This window comes from Streptomyces sp. NPDC096012 (genome assembly GCF_040426375.1).
Taxonomy (GTDB): Bacteria; Actinomycetota; Actinomycetes; order Streptomycetales; family Streptomycetaceae; genus Streptomyces.
This window is the reverse complement of sequence record NZ_JBEOTD010000076.1, coordinates 1-16,500: the sequence shown is the minus strand read 5'-3', so window position 1 is coordinate 16,500 and position 16,500 is coordinate 1. Positions and strand designations below refer to the sequence as shown.

General features: G+C 67.4%; 15 protein-coding genes and 8 pseudogenes. 13 read left to right on the top strand and 10 right to left on the bottom strand.

Annotated elements, in window-relative coordinates; translation table 11 throughout:
* Nucleotides 1-380, top strand: a 380-nt coding sequence (locus tag ABVB68_RS36135; RefSeq protein WP_353605458.1) for a transposase, incomplete at its 5' end; no start/stop codon positions are given.
* A gap of 415 nt (nt 381-795) precedes the next feature.
* Here the strand turns inward: ABVB68_RS36135 and ABVB68_RS36130 are convergent.
* On the bottom strand, nt 796-1,350 hold the full coding sequence (locus ABVB68_RS36130; RefSeq protein ID WP_353605457.1) for an LppU/SCO3897 family protein: 555 nt from the start codon (nt 1,348-1,350) through the stop codon (nt 796-798).
* Nucleotides 1,351-2,243: 893 nt separating this feature from the next.
* On the opposite strand from ABVB68_RS36130, the pseudogene ABVB68_RS36125 reads away from it, so the two are divergent.
* The 4 genes and pseudogenes from ABVB68_RS36125 to ABVB68_RS36110 all read left to right on the top strand — a co-directional run.
* A pseudogene (locus ABVB68_RS36125) lies at nt 2,244-2,669 on the top strand (helix-turn-helix domain-containing protein); the annotation flags it as partial.
* Nucleotides 2,669-3,210 (top strand): annotated as a pseudogene (locus ABVB68_RS36120) (IS5 family transposase); the annotation flags it as partial. The pseudogenes ABVB68_RS36125 and ABVB68_RS36120, both read left to right, overlap by 1 nt.
* Nucleotides 3,207-3,746 (top strand): hypothetical protein, encoded by a 540-nt coding sequence (locus tag ABVB68_RS36115; protein WP_353605455.1) that lies wholly within the window; start codon nt 3,207-3,209, stop codon nt 3,744-3,746. The pseudogene ABVB68_RS36120 and the gene ABVB68_RS36115, both read left to right, overlap by 4 nt.
* Nucleotides 3,747-4,257: 511 nt before the next feature.
* Nucleotides 4,258-5,029: pseudogene (locus tag ABVB68_RS36110) on the top strand (transposase).
* Nucleotides 5,030-5,111: 82 nt separating this feature from the next.
* Here the strand turns inward: ABVB68_RS36110 and ABVB68_RS36105 are convergent.
* On the bottom strand, nt 5,112-5,546 hold the full coding sequence (locus tag ABVB68_RS36105; protein ID WP_353605454.1) for a VOC family protein: 435 nt from the start codon (nt 5,544-5,546) through the stop codon (nt 5,112-5,114).
* 277 nt (nt 5,547-5,823) lie between these two features.
* On the opposite strand from ABVB68_RS36105, the gene ABVB68_RS36100 reads away from it, so the two are divergent.
* Nucleotides 5,824-6,111 carry a hypothetical protein gene (locus ABVB68_RS36100; RefSeq protein ID WP_353605453.1) on the top strand — a complete coding sequence of 96 codons (288 nt, stop codon included), beginning with the start codon at nt 5,824-5,826 and terminating at the stop codon, nt 6,109-6,111.
* Between the two features lie 102 nt (nt 6,112-6,213).
* Here ABVB68_RS36100 and ABVB68_RS36095 read toward each other — a convergent pair.
* Nucleotides 6,214-6,476 (bottom strand): annotated as a pseudogene (locus tag ABVB68_RS36095) (transposase family protein); the annotation flags it as partial.
* A 64-nt stretch (nt 6,477-6,540) separates the two neighbouring features.
* On the opposite strand from ABVB68_RS36095, the gene ABVB68_RS36090 reads away from it, so the two are divergent.
* Nucleotides 6,541-6,819 carry a hypothetical protein gene (locus ABVB68_RS36090; RefSeq protein WP_353605452.1) on the top strand — a complete coding sequence of 93 codons (279 nt, stop codon included), beginning with the start codon at nt 6,541-6,543 and terminating at the stop codon, nt 6,817-6,819.
* 243 nt (nt 6,820-7,062) lie between these two features.
* A complete protein-coding gene (locus ABVB68_RS36085; RefSeq protein ID WP_353605451.1) occupies nt 7,063-7,530 on the top strand; it encodes a hypothetical protein in 468 nt (155 codons plus the stop codon).
* A 117-nt stretch (nt 7,531-7,647) separates the two neighbouring features.
* On the opposite strand, the gene ABVB68_RS36080 is transcribed toward ABVB68_RS36085, so the two are convergent.
* Nucleotides 7,648-8,121, bottom strand: a complete 474-nt coding sequence (locus ABVB68_RS36080) for a NucA/NucB deoxyribonuclease domain-containing protein (protein ID WP_353605450.1) — start codon at nt 8,119-8,121, stop codon at nt 7,648-7,650.
* Between the two features lie 649 nt (nt 8,122-8,770).
* Between ABVB68_RS36080 and ABVB68_RS36075 the strand changes: the two are divergent.
* A pseudogene (locus ABVB68_RS36075) lies at nt 8,771-9,378 on the top strand (ATP-binding protein); the annotation flags it as partial.
* A gap of 64 nt (nt 9,379-9,442) precedes the next feature.
* Here the strand turns inward: ABVB68_RS36075 and ABVB68_RS36070 are convergent.
* Nucleotides 9,443-10,006, bottom strand: coding sequence for a cysteine hydrolase family protein (locus tag ABVB68_RS36070; protein ID WP_353605449.1), 564 nt, complete (start codon nt 10,004-10,006; stop codon nt 9,443-9,445).
* A 183-nt stretch (nt 10,007-10,189) separates the two neighbouring features.
* Entirely contained in the window at nt 10,190-10,591 is a 402-nt protein-coding gene (locus ABVB68_RS36065) for an nSTAND1 domain-containing NTPase (protein WP_353605459.1), read from the bottom strand.
* Between the two features lie 236 nt (nt 10,592-10,827).
* On the opposite strand from ABVB68_RS36065, the gene ABVB68_RS36060 reads away from it, so the two are divergent.
* The 3 genes and pseudogenes from ABVB68_RS36060 to ABVB68_RS36050 form a co-directional block, all read left to right on the top strand.
* Entirely contained in the window at nt 10,828-11,295 is a 468-nt protein-coding gene (locus ABVB68_RS36060; RefSeq protein WP_353605448.1) for a DUF2690 domain-containing protein, read from the top strand.
* A 251-nt stretch (nt 11,296-11,546) separates the two neighbouring features.
* Nucleotides 11,547-12,122 (top strand): RICIN domain-containing protein, encoded by a 576-nt coding sequence (locus ABVB68_RS36055; protein ID WP_353605447.1) that lies wholly within the window; start codon nt 11,547-11,549, stop codon nt 12,120-12,122.
* A gap of 267 nt (nt 12,123-12,389) precedes the next feature.
* Nucleotides 12,390-12,541 (top strand): annotated as a pseudogene (locus ABVB68_RS36050) (sigma factor); the annotation flags it as partial.
* Here ABVB68_RS36050 and ABVB68_RS36045 read toward each other — a convergent pair.
* From ABVB68_RS36045 to ABVB68_RS36030, 4 genes and pseudogenes are all read right to left on the bottom strand, one after another.
* Nucleotides 12,539-12,907, bottom strand: coding sequence for a YciI family protein (locus tag ABVB68_RS36045; protein ID WP_353605446.1), 369 nt, complete (start codon nt 12,905-12,907; stop codon nt 12,539-12,541). The pseudogene ABVB68_RS36050 and the gene ABVB68_RS36045 overlap by 3 nt on opposite strands.
* Before the next feature lie 71 nt (nt 12,908-12,978).
* Nucleotides 12,979-13,482, bottom strand: coding sequence for a VWA domain-containing protein (locus ABVB68_RS36040; protein ID WP_353605445.1), 504 nt, complete (start codon nt 13,480-13,482; stop codon nt 12,979-12,981).
* Nucleotides 13,483-13,774: 292 nt separating this feature from the next.
* Nucleotides 13,775-14,245, bottom strand: a pseudogene (locus ABVB68_RS36035) (TerD family protein); the annotation flags it as partial.
* A 10-nt stretch (nt 14,246-14,255) separates the two neighbouring features.
* Nucleotides 14,256-15,374 (bottom strand): restriction endonuclease, encoded by a 1,119-nt coding sequence (locus tag ABVB68_RS36030; protein ID WP_353605444.1) that lies wholly within the window; start codon nt 15,372-15,374, stop codon nt 14,256-14,258.
* An 841-nt stretch (nt 15,375-16,215) separates the two neighbouring features.
* On the opposite strand from ABVB68_RS36030, the pseudogene ABVB68_RS36025 reads away from it, so the two are divergent.
* A pseudogene (locus ABVB68_RS36025) lies at nt 16,216-16,500 on the top strand (hypothetical protein); the annotation flags it as partial.

The following is a 16,500-nucleotide window of genomic DNA, read 5'->3' as shown; positions in this document are numbered from 1 at the left end:
AGCTGAGAGTGCCCCGGACCGGCGCCGGGCGCCCCCGCCTCAGGCCGGACGCGGTCATCGCGGACAAGGCGTACTCGTCTCGGGCAATCCGTCAGACCCTGCGGCGCAGAGGCATCCGTGCGGTGATCCCGGAGCGAGCGGACCAGAAGGCCAACCGTCTGCGGCGAGGAAAGGCCGGCGGCAGGCCACCGGCCTTCGACCGTGAGCTCTACAAGGCCCGCAACGTCGTCGAACGCTGCTTCAACCGCCTCAAGCAGTTCCGCGCGATTGCCACCCGCTTCGACAAACTCGCCGCCCGCTACAAGGCCGGAGTCCACCTCGCCTCACTCATCCTCTGGCTCCGCGAACCCAACCAAGATCCTTTGTCCGACAGGACCTAGGGCCGATCCCCGGCGGCATCGCCATCCAACCATCCTCGAGCCCCTCGAATCGCGGAAACGGTGTGGGGCTCCGAAGGGTGACGGCGTCGCCTACTGCGTCATCCGCGTGTAGCGCCCAGGCAGGCGGCACGGTCCGGGCTTCCGGCCGAGGTCGAGGATGTGTCGTCAGACAGCTTGACCGCATCCACCCCGGCCGCCGGCGCTCTGCCGCCAGGGCGTCCCTGCCGTTCCGCCCAGCGCCAAGGGCCGCCGCGATTACGAGAACCGCGTCAGCACCCTCGTGGTCCCTGCCCGCAGAAGCAGGCCCGTCCTGCTAACCGCACCTGATGCACGTCACGTTCATGGACACCCGCCGCCGCGAACGGCCGGTCCAGCCCGCGGAACGGGACGGCCGGGTGGTGGAGGCGTCCGCAAGCTAGCGCTTCAGCGGGTGCAGGCACAGGCTCTTCACGCCGTCCTTGCTGTACTCCGGATAGGCGATGTAGTCCCGGTACGCGCAGGGGCCCTCCGTCGGGTCGACCACGCGGTACTGCGCGTCAGAGGAGCCGCAGCCGACGGGCCTGAGACTCTGCTGGGGCCAGGGGGCGTCGTTGCGGGCGCACGAGCCGGCGGTCAGGGTCGGGTGGCCGTCGCCGCCGTCCGGACCCGTCAGCATGCCGATCAGCAGGAGCAGCGGCACGGCGAGCGCCGCGAGGCCGAGCAGGCCCAGCGGGACGAGGGCCAGGATGCCGGCCGGCCGCCGGAACACCGGCTTGCCCGGGTTCAACGGGGGCCGCCACCCGGGCGTGACCGGCTCGGGGATGCGCCGGATGCCGGACAGGGCACTGAGGTTGGCCAGCAGCACGAAGGGGCTGATGAGCACCGACAGCGGGCCCCACCAGCCCACCACCATCGTGTCCGCCTGCAGGTCCCGGAAGGATGCCAGCGCGCAGGTGCGGCAGAACATCCCCTGGCGTCGCAGGAACCGCATGACCACCACCATGCCCTGGTGGCCCCGGACCGTCACCGGCGCGGCCGGCGCGGCCCCGCACACCTGGCAGAGCGCCGCGAGCGGGTAGGGCCCGGGGGCCTGCGGGTACGGCGCCGGTGTCTGGGCGTACGGTCCCGGCGCCTGCGCGTGGGGCCCCGCAGGCGGCCGGTACGGTCCCGGCGTCTGCGGGTGGGCGGGGTATGGGGGCGGCGGCGCGCTCAACTGGAGCCCTTCCAGGGTGACATGTCGGAACAGCACAGCACCCTACTCGGTGAGCTGTCCCGGCATCGGCCCGCGTACGCGACGACCAGAGGGACGTCGACGCCTCTGGGCGGTCAGACTGGGCGGACACCTGGCTGGTGCCGCTGCGCGGAGTTGTGGGCCTGGCGAACCTGTTCCGCGGCGGGATCCGTGCGTGGTGCGGCGGGCGCGGCGGCCCGTTCACGGGACTCCGCTGTGATCCGGGCGGCGCGTGCGGCCGACGCCTCGGACGGAGAAGGTTGTTGATGCGTTGCGCCGTCGAGAGCCCTGAGTGCGCGCCCACGCCGCGCAGGGCCGTCGCGGGGCGGCCGTTCCCGTGTTGCGGCAGCGCGGCACGCGCGGCTCCTGCGGTGATCCGCCAGGCGGTCCGCGGGCGGCGTTCATTCGCTGTGGCGGCCGGGGAGAGGGCCGCGGACGCGCCGGCGCCCGCCCGCCACGGCTGGAGTTCGCCTCGGCGGGTCCTTCGTGTCGGAGTGGCAGGGGTGATCACCCCTCCCCCGCCCCCTGTCGGGGGCGGACCCTACGGTGCGGCAGCGGCCAGCAAGGCGGACAAGCGGCCCGACGGCGGAGAGGGCCCACCCCTGTTCCTTCCGTTCTAGTAGTCGTCGCAACACCCCAGCTCAGGGGATGCGATGGACTTCAAGATCCGGGAGAGTCGGACAGCCCAGGGGACAACGGAGCTGCCACGTCAGCGGGAGGCATACTCCCAGCTCATGCAGCAGGGCGTGGGCAACAAGGAAGCGTGCCGCATCCCCGGCATCAACGAGAAGACCGGCCGACGCCGGCGGACCCTGCAGGGCCGTCCCGCTACTGCGCGAGGCCGAGCGCATCCACACCGCCGACCGCCTGCGGGAGAAGGCATCTCTGCGGACGATCGCCGCCGACCTCGGCCGCAGCCCCTCCACCGTCAGCCGGCACATACGCCGCAACGGCATGCCCTACGAGGTGACGCCTCTCGCTGGGCCCACGCCCCCACGGCGCGCACAGCCACGCCGAAGCCCGCCGGCCCCGCCCCAAATCCCGCAAGATCGGCCGGAACCGAACTGCGGGACTTCGTGAGCTGGACTGGTCCCTGTGCGCCATCGACTCGGTGAGCATCCGCGCCGTCAAGGGGGGCCACCGACGGGACCGACTCCGACCGACAGGGGTAAGAACGGGTCGAAGATCCATCTGATCTGCGACGGCAACGGCCTGCCGAGCTCGGTCGCCGTCTCGGGTGCCAACCTGCACGACAGCCAGGCCTTGGAAGCCTTGGTGAGGGGCATCCCGCCCATTCGATCCCGCCGGGGACCGTGCCGACGGCGGCCTGCCAAGCTGCAGGGCGACAAGGGCTATGACTACGACCACCCGCGGACATGGCTGCGGAAACGCGGCATCGTCCCGCGAATCGCGCGCCGCGGGATCGAGGGCTCAACCCGCCTCGGCCGTCATCGTTGGGTGGTCGAGCGGACCATGTCGTGGCTTTCCGGGTGCCGTCGACTGCATCGGCGCCACGAGCGGAAGCCCGAACACCTTACTGGCTTCACTGCAATCGCGGTCAGGCTCATCTGCCTGGCGGCGTCTGGGTGTCAGTGCCGGCCGGTAGTGTCTGTCAGGTGACCGACGATGCCGTCATCTGGAACCGGCTTGCCGCCTTGCTGCCGGGGGCCGAAGCCCAGGAAGTCAAAGACTGCCGGGACATCGGAGAGCAGGAGGCAGGGCTTGGCCTTCTCGTCTCCGGCATCCTCGGCCACCACGTGCCGATCAGCGCGATGGCCAAGGCCCAGATCTCCGTACTCGCAGAGACCTGGGGCGAGCGGGAGACCCTCACACCCCAGATCCTTCAGTGCCGTGATGACGGCACACCGGGCCACCTGAAGCTGATCGAAGGCGACGCAAACACCGTCCCCGAGGCAACAGGTGTGGCCGAACAGGACCTGGCCGGTCTCATCCTCGTCCCCTGGATCACCTGCACGAGATGCGGCCAGGTCCTGATGCGCGCCCATGCCCGAGAAAGCTGGGGAGATCTCTCCTACCTGGCGCGGCACTACGTCATCACGATGCCGAACCAAGTCACCGTCCTGCGGCTGTTCCCTGCCGACTCCGCCGACGCGGCCTTCGCGGATCTCCAGCGCGCGTGCTCAGACGCACCATAAGAAACGGTGTCTCAGCAAGACAGCCAGGTCGACGGTCGTAACGAGCGCAGCGTAGTCCTCGCTCATCGCCCACTTCATATGTCCCCGCAGATCCGTGTGCGGTGACTGGCCGCGAAAAACTATCGCGCCCACGTTCACCGGCGTTCACGGATCGGGAACGACTCCTGGCCGACGTCGCACCGGAGTGCGCCGGCCGGGATCACACTCTCTGCCCCAGCCCCGCAGTCCCGTTCTCTCATCAGCCGTCGCCCTCTTCAGATGCGTACCGCTGCTCCGCCGAGAGCGAACCGGTGCCCGTACGGCTCGGCGTATGGGTCTCGAACGTCCGCGCCAGACGCGACAAACTCACCGGTGACCAACTGGCCGCGCTACGCAGCCTCGGCATCAAGTGGGCGTAGCTCCCGATACCCGCGGCTGCACCGCAAGCGTGCCGGTGCGGTCGTCGGCCTTGGCCAGATCGGCGAGCTAAGGGCTGTCCCGTAAGTGATCTTGCTCCGCGATGATCTTGCCCGTGTCAGGTGTGATCACGGCGTCCGAGCCGTTCTGGATAGCTCCGTTTACCGGGCTGAGCCCGCGCGCCTTCGGCAAGTTGGTGACCGCGCTGCGCCGTGAGGGTGCCGATTCCCCGGGCCTGGGCCGGCCGTGGAAGCTGTCGCTGGAGGACCGAGTGCTGCTGGTCGCCACATGCTGGCGGACGAACTTGACCATGCTGCAACTGGCCCCGCTGTTCGGGGTGTCGAAGTCAGCCGCGGACCGAGTGATCGACAACTTCGGCCCGCGGCTCGCGCTGCATCCCCGCCGGCGGTTCGCGCCAAGGACGCGGTACTGATCGTGGACGGCACTTTGGTACCCCACCCGCGACCACAAGGTGGCCGAGCAGTCGAAGAACTATCGCTACTCCACCAACCACCAGGTCGTCATTGACGCGGACACCCGCCTGGTCGTCGTGGTCGGTGAGCCTTTGCCAGGCAATCGCAACGACTGCAGGGCATGGGAGGAGTCTGGCGCGAAGGCTGCCGTGGGCAAGACCCTCACGATGGCCGACGGCGGCTATCCGGGCACCGGCCTCCCTCATGCCCCACCGCCGCACTCCGGGCGAGGAGATGCCGGGTTGGAAACACGAGCACAACCGCTCGCACAGACAGGTCCGAGCCCGCGTCGAGCACGTCTTCGCCCGCATGAAGACCTGGAAGATCCTCCACGACTGCCATCTGAAGGGCGACGGTGTCCGTCACGCCATGCTCGGCATCGCCCGACTGCACCACCTCGCTCTCACGGGATAACTCCCTCCGCATGCGAAACCTGAGAGGTCCGAGAGAGACGGCTCCTCACCTCACTGACTCAGAGGATCCTCAGTCGAGATCCTCAGTCGAGACAGAACTCGTTGCCCTCAATATCCTGCATCACGATGCAGGACTCGTTCTCGCCATCGGCACGCATCGTTCGCACATGTACCGCGCCGAGCTCGACCAGCCGTGCGCATTCGGCTTCAAGCGTGGCCAGGCGCTCCTCTCCCACGAGCCCGATCCCGGCCCGCACGTCAAGATGCAGCCGGTTCTTGACAACCTTCCCTTCAGGAACGCGCTGGAAGAGCACGCGCGGGCCCACACCCGAGGGATCACTGCACGCGAAGTAGACCACCTGATCCTCGGGCGGCAGCGAGCGATGGTAGTCCTCCCAAGTGGCGAACCCCGTCGGGATCGGAGGTACGACGTACCCCAACACCTCGCACCAGAAGCCGGCGAGACGCGCGGGGTCCGCGCAGTCGAAGGTCACTTGGAACTGCTTGATCGTTGACATCGGCGCACGATAACAAGGGCCCTGCTCATCTCCCCGCGCGGGTGGGGCCACACGTTGTCGGGAGGACTGCTCCTGCCAACCACTGCTGTGTCGTGCGGTCACAGAGGTGGACCGAGGTCAGTGCCCCCAAAGGCTGGGACCCAGGACCCAACCCCGGCCAACCACTCTCGTGTCAAAGATCAGTTACGGGACAGCCCTTAGGCGAGTGCAGTGAACCTTCGGTGCCGGGCCCACGTCTTTCCACGCGACCGCCCCCTCATGCCCGGGAGAGCAGACCATGGACGAAAAGACCGTTGAGCGGACCGACGAGCCACATCACGTCGCGAGACCGTGGTGGGCGGACCTGGGAACGTGGGGCGCTGGCGCGCTGATCGTTTTCGGGGGCATCGCTGCAGCGTGGGTCTTTCTCGGGCTGCCCGGCACCTCGCAGGAGACCGCGTCCGGCTACCACGGGGCCGCCAAGCTCATCGCCATCGGTCTGGTGACCGTGGGGTGCACCCTGGTGGGCCGACTCCGTGGCCGGTCCACGGCCGGCGAGAAGACGAACGAGCAGGGCTCCGCCTGAAGTAACCGGCCGGTGAGCGCCGTCGGAGACTCGGCCGGCGGAACCCTTCGGTGACGTATTGCCGCCGGCGGGCGGTCGGACGCCTTGAGACTTCCGTGAGCAGTCGACGCCGAGTTCGGCCACGGACTTCGAGATTCCGAACAGCGGCGCCAGCTGGCGTAGCGTCAAGTTGGCTCGCCAGTAAGCCGGGAGCAGCGGGACGCGGTCCTCCAGGGGCATGCTCCATGGCCGACCGCGCCGGACCGCATCCGCCCCCCGCACGGCGCATGGCGCATGGCGTTCACCAGTTCGCCGAAACAGCGCGGGTTCAGCCCGGTGAACGGACCTATCCAGGACGGCTGTGACGCCGTGATCACACCTGCCACGAGAAGATCGTCCCACCACGTTGCGGAACTGGCCGATAGGAAGGCGCATATGGAGACAGACTTGATGAGTCGTCTGGAAGAGGCGGTGGGTCGTTTCGTGATCCCCCTGCGCATGAACGAAGGGTTCGATGAGCCGGCGCTACGTCAGCTACAGGAGCAGATCGATCACTGCGGGACGGCGTGGAGGGAAGAAACCCACGTACCGAAGCGTGCGGCGTTGATCCTCGCCGAACTCCACCCAGCGATCGAGGCCTGCGCCTGGCTGTACGAAGGGAACATGCGTCAGCGGATCCAGGAGGCAGGAGTGATGGTGTCCGAGGCAGTGATCGCTGCTCTGGACTGAGTGCCTCCCACGCCGTCGAGATACATACGTGCAGCAGGCGCTGGGGACGAGCCCATTGGCATGGCAAGCTCGATGACGTCACCGAGACCAACCCGACGGAACCAACGAGGTGGTCGTCGACAGCGCGTGCGGTCAGCTGCCGATCCAGGGTCCAGGAGTGGCCGGAGGTGGGCCCAGGCACGTGGCCGCACGCCTACGATCGCTGCCGATAGCCAGCCGTCTGCGACTTACCGGGGGCACGACATGGCACAGCTTCTCCGTCAGCAACAACTTGACGTGTTCGTGGGTTACCACGCCTTCGGTCTGCAGGAATCCGACGACGCCGTGCTGGAGTTGCTGTTCCCGGACGAATTCGACTTCGGCGCGTTCCTCAGCACCCACCCCGGTCGCCTCGACATCAGCAGTGCCGGCCATACCCACACTGAACTGTTGACGGTCGAGGTCTGGGACGGCCCTGCGCCGGCACAGGAGGCGGCCGCCTGGGAAGAGCAGGCGGAGGCGGACTTCGAGTCGGTGAGCGGTCAGGTGGCCGTGTGGTCGATGAGTCTCGGCCGGTCCGAGGACCTGATCACTTTGAGCAACACTGCCGGATCATGGCGCGTGCGCGTCTGTTCCACCGGCCGCGCCGCCGTCGAGGCTCTCGGCGAGAGTGAGGAGAGCATCAAGGGCGTGGAGCGGTACCTGGTGCAGTTCTGGCCTGCCCGGCCGTAGCCGGCCGATACGGCGGGAGCAGCCGGGGTGCTCCCGCCTTGAGTGGTCAGCCGCTGATCTCGACGATGAAGGCGTCGTCTTGGCCGTCGAGGATGCGATTCTTGGAGTAGGAGCTTTTCAGGATGAGACCGCCGGCCTGGTTGTCTTCCTTGGCGATGGGCTTGACGGAGAGGTTGAACGTGCGGCTTCCGGGTCGTAGTCGTGCTCGGCTGCTCCTTCGTAGGTGCTTGCGAAGGGGTATTCGTCGCAGTCCCGGGTGTTGCCGAGGGAGTAGCCGGCGCCCCAGTAGCGCCTGCACTGCTTCTTCGCCGCGTTGCGGTTGTCGTCGTTCCGTTTGACGTTCACGGTGCGGTGCAGAGGGGCTTCGACGTTCTGGCCCGGGACTTTCTTCGCCGGCATGTACGGTTTGGTGTCTTCGGGGTGCGTGAAGGCCGTTTTGATGTGCTGGGCTTCGGCCCGGTCTTCGGCACCGGTCCTCGCGCTGAGCACCATCGCCGCGATGTAGCTGAAGGTCGCCGCGCCCTTCGTCGCGGGGTACGGCCACCGGCTGAGTTCGGCAGGTGAGAAGCGGCCCCACCGCGGTGCGAGCATGAACAGGGTGCCTTGGGTGGCCTCACCGAGCTGCCACGGGGCCGGAGGCTTGAAGCTGACCAGGGGGTCGTAGACCGCGGCAAGCAGATCGTGGCTCTATCGGTGAGTCCTGACGCCGGTTGTCGGTCGGCGGCGACACCGCCCGGTGGTGGCGGAGAGTGATATCGCCGAGTTTTGACACCACTTGGAGGCTTGCGGTGGGACGCTGGGGATGCGCTGCGTGGTAGGGGGCGCCGGTGCCACCGAAGTCCAAGGTCGATCTGTACGCGGCGATACGCCGTGATGCCCGGGCGGGGATGTCGAACCGGGCCTTGCAGCGCAAGTACGGGGTGGGCTTCCGGACGGTGAGGGCGGCCATGGAGTCCGTCTGGCCGGAGCCGCGCAAGCAGCTGCCGCCCCGCAAGACGCGGCTCGACGCCTTCAAGCCGGCCATCGACCAGATGCTCCAGGCGGATCTGGACGCGCCGCGCAAGCAGCGCCATACCGTCAAGCGGATCTTCGACCGGCTGCTGGACGAGCACGGTGCGGTGGAGGTGACCTATCCGATGGTGCGGGCCTATGTCGCTGTTCGCCGGCCGCAGATACGAATCGAGGCGGGACGCGGGCCGCTGAACGCGTTCATCCCGCAGACCCACATGCCGGGGGCGGAAGCCGAGGTCGACTTCGGCGACGTGACGATCCGTCTGGCCAGTTCCCCCGCGACAAATCGCTGCGGGCCTTCGACTTCAAGGCGAACCCTGGACCCGGCGGTCATCCACACCCTGGCGACCTGCCAGTGGGTCAAGAAGGGCCTGCCGCTCTGCCTGATCGGCGACTCCGGCACCGGCAAGTCGCACCTGCTGATCGCGCTGGGCACCGAAGCCGCGATGGCCGGCTACCGGGTCCGCTACACACTCGCCACCAAGCTCGTCAACGAGCTGGTCGAGGCCGCGGACGAGAAGGTGCTGACCAAGACCATCGCCCGCTACGGCCGGGTCGATCTTCTCTGTATTGGATGAGCTGGGCTATATGGAGCTGGACCGCAGGGGCGCTGAGCTGCTGTTCCAGGTGCTGACGGAGCGTGAGGAAAAGAACAGCGTCGTCATCGCCTCGCACGAGAGTTTCACCGGCTGGACCAAGACCTTCACCGATCCCCGGCTCTGCGCGGCCATCGTCGACCGGCACACCTTCGGCGGCAACCTCATCCAGACCAGCACTGAGTCCTACCGTCTGGCCCTCGCCCAGGCCCGGGCAGCGGCGCAGAATGCCGCCGGCTGACCTCCCCCGGCCTATCGGAGCGATGCCAGCTTGCCCAAGTCACGAGGGTCCGGGCGGCCTTCCGCTATTGCGGTGCGATGGCTTTGAGCCAGTCCTCGACCGCGAAGACATCTGCCCACTGGGGGAAAAGCTTTTCGGTGAGCATCCGGTGCACCTCGGGGTCGGTGTCGAGGCAGGCATCCGCCAGGACGGTGAGGCCAAAGTCCAGGTCGATGGCGTGCCACAGGGTGGACAGCACCACAGCGCTGGTGGCGATGCCGGTGAGAACAAGGCTGTCGATATCGCGAGCCCTGAGTACCAAGTCGAGGTCGCTGCCCGAGAACGCGCTCCCTCGCCTCTTGGTGACCACGACGTCGCCCTGCTGGGGCGCGACGTCGTCATGGATCTCGGTGCCAGGGGCTCCCTCTGTGAACAGGCCAGCCCGCACGGCGTTTGTCATCACCTTGTTGCGGGGGCTGACTTCTGGATCGCCCGGCCGTAGCCCGAGCACCACGTAGATCACGGTGATGCCTGCAGCCCGGGCACCGTCGATCGCCCTTCGCAAGCGCGGCAGATATCCGGAACCGTCATCGGCGATGGCCACGACGTCCCGTTGGACGTCCATCACCAGAAGTGCGCTGTTTGCCATGTCTGCCGTCCCTTCTCCGTTGGGGACGAGTCTGGTGGATCAACAGAACTGCCGTGGAGGTTTCGGAGATCTTCGCTGCGTCGCGCCTCAGTGCCCCCACGACCGGTGTCAGTTCTCATCGACATTTTCTTGCCCTGCGATCACCAAGTGCTGCCCGAACTCGGTGACAAACGGTGTCGCACGTCAGTTACGAAGCCACAGATCGGATCGTCCGCTGCGCTGACCGGGCTTGGCGTTCACCGTCTCGTGGAACGTGCGCGGAGCTTCCAGCTGAGCCCAGGCCATGGTGCCGGGCGCGTCCCCGCCACGGGAATCGGGCACCGGGCGGCCAGGTCTTCGGGACCGTCCCCTTGGTGGTGATCGGCATGGACAACGCGCCTGTTTCACCGGTCGTCTCGAAGTCGGTGAAGTAGTGAGGCGAGCGCGCAGCAGGGAGGACTTACCGCTGCCCGACGGCCCGAACACCGCGGTGAACCGGCGGGACGAGACCAGTTCGAGCAGGCGGTCGGTGAGCTGGTCACGGCCGAAGAACAAGCCCGCGTCGCCGGGTTCGAGGCGGCCTCCCCGTGGCCGCGGCGCGATCACCCGGACGCCACGCACGCCCAGGGAGAAGAGCGGACGACAGGCGCCTTCTTTGGCCAGCGTCGTGCGCCGCGCCCGTGACCTGCAATGCAGCCATTGATCAGGGTGGCAAAACCGACTGCCCAATCAATCCCCGGACCGCTGAACTCGATGACGTGACGGCAACGAGCACGGGCAGAGGCTCTTGTTCCGAGCGTCGTGCCGGGACTCTCACACTGCATCGAGGAAGGAAAAGCGAAGTGCGCGCACGCAAGTCGATCGGGATGGCTGCTCTCGCGTGGGTGGCGGGCACCACCTTGGTCTTCACCAGCCCTGCCGACGCGACCAGCCGCACGTGGGACGGCAAGGATCCCATCTACACCGGTTGCGCGAGCACCGGACGTATCGTCCACAAGAAGACCGACAAGTACTACAGCTCGCGCTACCACCTGCACGTGTCGGTCACCGCGTCGCTGTGGTACAGCCGTGGCTGCCGCACCGTGTGGGCCATGGTCGACGCCAACGTCCCGACGGACAAGTGGACGGGCAAGGGGTGCAACATCTGGCGCAACAGCGACATGAAGCACTACACCTGCAACCACAAAACCGGCACCCGCGAGATGCTCTCGCCGATGCTCAACGACAGGAACACCACCGGCTTCGCCACCGGCTGGTCCTACGTCGGTGACGACCCCCACGAAATGTACAGCCGCACCGGATCGTACTGATGGGCGAGATCCGGACGGTCAACCGGCGCCGAACCGTCCAGGACGCCTGTAGGCCGGGGTGTTCGACGGCTGCGTCCGCACCGCCGCCCGCACTGCCGCACATCGCCAACAGGGCCGGACGGATTTCGGCGTGAAACCGACCGCCGGCCACCACCTCGCCAGGCGATGAATCCCACTGCTGCCTGGGTGACTCCCGTCAAACTGCCCCGTCAGCGCGTCCTGCCAAGACCAGAGGAGAAGGGAATCGGATCATGCACATGTACAACCGACTCATGCTCGCCGCAGCGGCGATCACCATGGCCGGCGGCCTGGCTACAGCTGTCCCCGCGCAGGCCGACCCGCCCGCCGCAGCAGCGTCACAGGAAGCCAAGGCAGCTGAAAACGCGCTGCGCTTCCCCGGCACCTACCGGTGGCTTCCGGAGCACTTCAGCGGCCCTTGCATCACCGCCCACGGAGGCGTAAGCAAAGGGGCGAAAATTGACCAATACCGTTGCGTCGGACAGTCGAACCAGAAGTGGTACGTCGAAGCGCTCGACATCTACAACGCATACCGGATCCACCCGGCGCAGAACATGGGCCTCTGCGTGGACATCCCCGGCAATTACCGCAAGGGTACACAGCTCATCCTGTGGAGCTGCAACGGGCGCACGAACCAGAGCTTCATCTTCAACTGCAGCTCAGGACAGCGCCACTGCCGGATCTGGCCGTATGCGGGCGCCCACCACGACAAGTGCCTGGCCGTGAAGGGGGGCAAGACGGCCAACAACACCCCTCTGATCCTGTGGCGGTGCAACGGGGCGCGGGACCAAAACTTCACTTTCCGCTGACCAGCAGTGTCCGTGCCCAGGGAGCTGGCCGGTGAGGGGGGGCCGGCCAGCTCCTCAGGCCATGAACGGCTGCTGAGGCAGGGCGCCAGGCGTCCTCTGTCCGGGCATCGTCCAGGCAGTGAGCAACGAAGGCCACCAGGCGGGCGGTCGTGAGCCAGCCCGCCCGGTGTCTCCCGAAAGCCAAAGCCCACGCGGGAGGTCCCGACCACCCCTGCCACGTACGAAGGGAACACGTCACGCGAATCCGAGCAATCACCCTGACGCGGCATGAAATTCGAGGAGTACGTCCGTACCCGACAGGACGCTCTGCTGCGCAGGCTCGCCGCCTGGTCGGCGACGCGCTCACCGCCCAGGATCTACTGCAGACCGCCTTGTTGGGTGCCTACCGCCGATGGGAGCACATGGCGGACAAGCAGCTAGGAGCATAGGTCAGTAAGCGGCAACGTGCCTGCGTTCCCTGGGATGGTCATCACCATGTGTTTATCAGGCGTCGGCTTCAGCACGTCCGCCAAGGCAGGGTGCATCCGCCCGGGGGTGATGGTCGTGATGCTGTACTTCGCGACACCGTTGGTGACGAATGGGTCCTGCGCGGTGATCTGTTCGATCGTGGGGCGGTCGACGCCGTGGGCGATGATGGCACCGCCGATCGAGGTGGGGACGGTCTGGCCGGAGGCCAGGAACGTCCCGTCGTGGTGGTGACGTTCCAGGTAGGCGACGTGGGCCGCAATGTAGGGTTCCGCGTCGTGCTCCGAGGCTGTGTAGTGGAGCGACAGCAGGTGCAGCATGATCCTCCTCGGCTTCGTCGGTGGCCAGAGCATCATTCCACCGCGCCGCCGGTGAGCGGGTCCCCCGCCGGTCACGGTCGCATCCAGGTGGCGAAGGCGTCCACCAGGCCCGTGTAGAACCGTTCGCCGGGTACTGAGCCCGGATTTTTGCCGGCGTCGTAGAACGCGACGTTGATGAAGGCGGCAGAGGCGGAGGCGTTGAGGTTCTTGTAGAAGGCGAGCTTGCCGCGGCCGAATCCCACGAACAGCCAGAAAACCCCCAATGAGGCGGTGTTCTGCAGCATGGAGCGGACCTCTGCTTTGTCCGAGGGCTCGTCACCGACCTGGGTCACGATGAAGGCAGGGTCTGCAGCGCCGGACTCCTGGTAATGGGTGACCGCGCGGCGCATCGCGTCGGCAACGTTGCCCCAGCCCCAGTCGACCTGGGTGTGCAACTGTCCGATACGGCCGCGGTAGTTGTCCAACCGGATCTCTTCCAGGAACGGCTCTCGCCCGCTGGAGAAGATCACGGGCACCGTACCGTCGTCGTCGAGGTTGGCCGACAGGGCAAGGACGCGTTCGGCGAAGGCCTGCACGGCGAACGACTCGTAGCTCCTCCATGTGCCAGTCGTGATCCAGGATGAGGTAGACGGCAGCTCGCCGCCCCGTGATCCCTCGGTCGGCGAGAGCCTGGCCGGCCTGTCGCACGGGCGCCAGCAGCCCCGGAGCTTGCCGCTCCACCTTCGTCAGATCCACCGCAGCGGCTGTGGTCGTGCGTGCCTGCGTGGGAAGCGGCGCGGCATCCGGCTCGGGATCGATGTCGACGCCGTAGTCGGTCGCCAGTCCCGCAAGACCGGAGGCGTAGCCCTGCCCTATAGCCCGCGCCTTCCAGCCGTCACCGCGACGGTAGAGCTCCGCCAGGACCACGACCGTCTCCCCTGCCCCGAAGTCCGGCGCGGTGAACGACAGTGGGATGGCGCCGCTCTGGGTGATCGTCAGCCGAGGTGCTCGGGTGAAGACAGTGCCGGGCTGCAGCGGGTCCACACTCACCACGAGCACGACACGGTGCACGTCTACCGGCAGGCGGGAAAGTTCCGCAGTCACCGCCGCGCCCTCGATGGAGACACCGTCCTGAGCCGGGTGGTTGTAGAAGACCAGGTCGTGATCGCCGCGAACCTTGCCATCAGGCCCGAGCAGCAGTGCGGACACGTCCGCTGCGAGATTCTGTACAGACACCGACAGCACCGTCCGCGCTGTCAGCAGCGCTGTGTTCTCTCCCTTGCGCACCCCCTTGATCACCAGAGAAGAAACGGTAGTAGCCTGGGCGCGCGTCCGCCGCCCCTTCGGCGTATCTGCCATGAGGGCTTGCCTACCGTGCCTGCCAGTGCTCGTCGGCTGCGTCCAGCAGGCGCAGGGCGGGCGGGTTGATGGGTTGGGGTGTTCCCTGCAGGTCGTACTGGAACAGTGCGACGTCCTGCTGGGTGGCCCAGGTGATGGCCGGCGGAGTGAAGCCAGCCATCGAGAAGAACAGTGCGGCGCGCTGCTTGGCGGTCGCGACACCGTGGAGTTGCTGGACGGTAGGACGGCTGGTGCGGCTGCCTTCCTTCTTCACCTGAGCCACTGCGCGCTCGGCGAGGACGTCTATGCCCCCGTCCGCGCCGATGGGGGTGGCCGCGGCGTCGGTGAAGCCCAGGTAGCGCATCCAGTCGACGGCCGCGAGTTCCGCGTCCCGGGCATCGCGGATCAGCCGTTGCGCGGGGCGATGGACAGCGGCAGCGGGCGGTGCGGTCTGCGCAGCGGCCTCTTCCCGGGCCGCCAGCGCGACCCGCAGGCGTGAATAGGGGGCGAACTGGAACCTCAACTCCCCGACGCGCAGATGTCCCATGGGCATGTCGGGCATCTCCCACACGTCCTCGGGCCTGGGATCGAACCGATAGGCAAAGCCCTGGTCCGATACGGCCGCTCCCCGGTCGGTGAGGATCAGCAGTGCGGGGCGTTCTCTTCCCTCGGTCACCGACTGCTCGACACACAGGATGCGTTCGTCCACGGCGACATGCCGACGGGCGAGACGCTCCGCCTCCGCCTGCAGGCGTGGGTTGCGCGCATCGAGCGTCTTTTCCAAGCAGTAGGCGATCGCCTCGTCCTGCGGCGTTCCTCGCGGCGGGAGATCGTCGAGCAGTTCCCGTACCGCGCGTCCCATCGTGCGTGCTGCTTCGCGTGTCCGACGCTTCTCGAGGGCGGCGGCAGCCGCCTGACGCTCCCGCTCGGCTTCCGCAGCGGCTTGCGCCTGCTTCCGGGTGCGGCGGGCCACGTCACGTTCATCGCGGGCGGCATTGCGCCGACCGGCGGGTGTCTTGCCGAGCAGCAACGCGATAGACGTGGTGAGGAGGAAGACGACCGTCGCGCTCCCCCACACGACGTCGGACACGAACGCGCCCACCATCAGGACGAGCAGTGCGATCACCGCTACGCAGCCGAGCAGCCCCATGATCGACTCGACACGGCGGTCACCCGGCGATCGCGGTGCCGACCGACCTGGAGTGTCACTGTCATCGGCCGCTGCTGTCACGGCTTCCTTCGCCGGCTGCCAGCCTACGGGCCTCCGGCCGAGCCCACGGCAGCCTCCGGCACCACCCGTACCGTGGACGCCGATGACCCCGTCGTTCGCCGGTGCTCTTCGCCCACACACCGGACACTTACCGCGCTTCACCGGACCCCCTCAACGCGCCCCCAGTTGGTAGAAGAATGAACGATAACGGAAGCGCCAGAACAGCCCGGGCCGGGCCAGAGGGGTCGCGGCCTCCCGCGATGACCGGCTCAAGCGCACTGTCAGCATCGGCCTGCTAGAGCAGTGCCGGGTCAACGACTCCAGTCCCGCCATGATTCCTGGCATCTCACAGACGACCCCGGCCATAGCCGCCCAGGCAAGCGCACTCCGCCGTGTCCATCCCGTGCTCGCCGCCGCCGTCGGCGCGGCGATCACTGGAACGGTGTGGTGGGCCACCTCGGCCGGGGGAGCCGATGTCCCCAGCGGGCCTGCGTTCACGGTGTCCGGCAAGGTCACGGCCTTCGGTTCCTGGGGTGAACGGCCAGGACGGTGAACGATGCGTCGGCACGGAAGACTTCGCCGACTTGCGCGGCGGCACCTCCGTGACCGTCTCCGACCTGGACGGACACAAGCCGGCAAGGCACGTTCGGCTAGAGATCGTCGGAGACGAGCCGCGGATCCCGCGCCCCGGTGTCAGCGCACCCCGAGAAGACGATCACAACTCCATCACATGAGCTGCACAGGCTTCCATAAGCTGCCTTGGGCAACTTATATCTCAGCCGTGAAGAAAACCCTCAGCACCACAGCCGTCGTCCTCCTCCTCGCCGGCCTCGCGGCCTGCAGCATCAACAGCGGCAGCGGCGCTTCGGATCAGCAGTCCACCACGGGGAAGGCTGGCGCGTCTGCCACACCCACCGCCGGCAAGCCGCTCGACGCCAGCAACGCGTTCACACAGATGTCCGGCAAGGTCACCTCCGCGAAACTGTCGGGCACCGTCACCGCGGCCCACGACCCGAACCATCTCCTCGGCCGACCCCGCCAGTACACCTCGAAGATCACGTTCGAC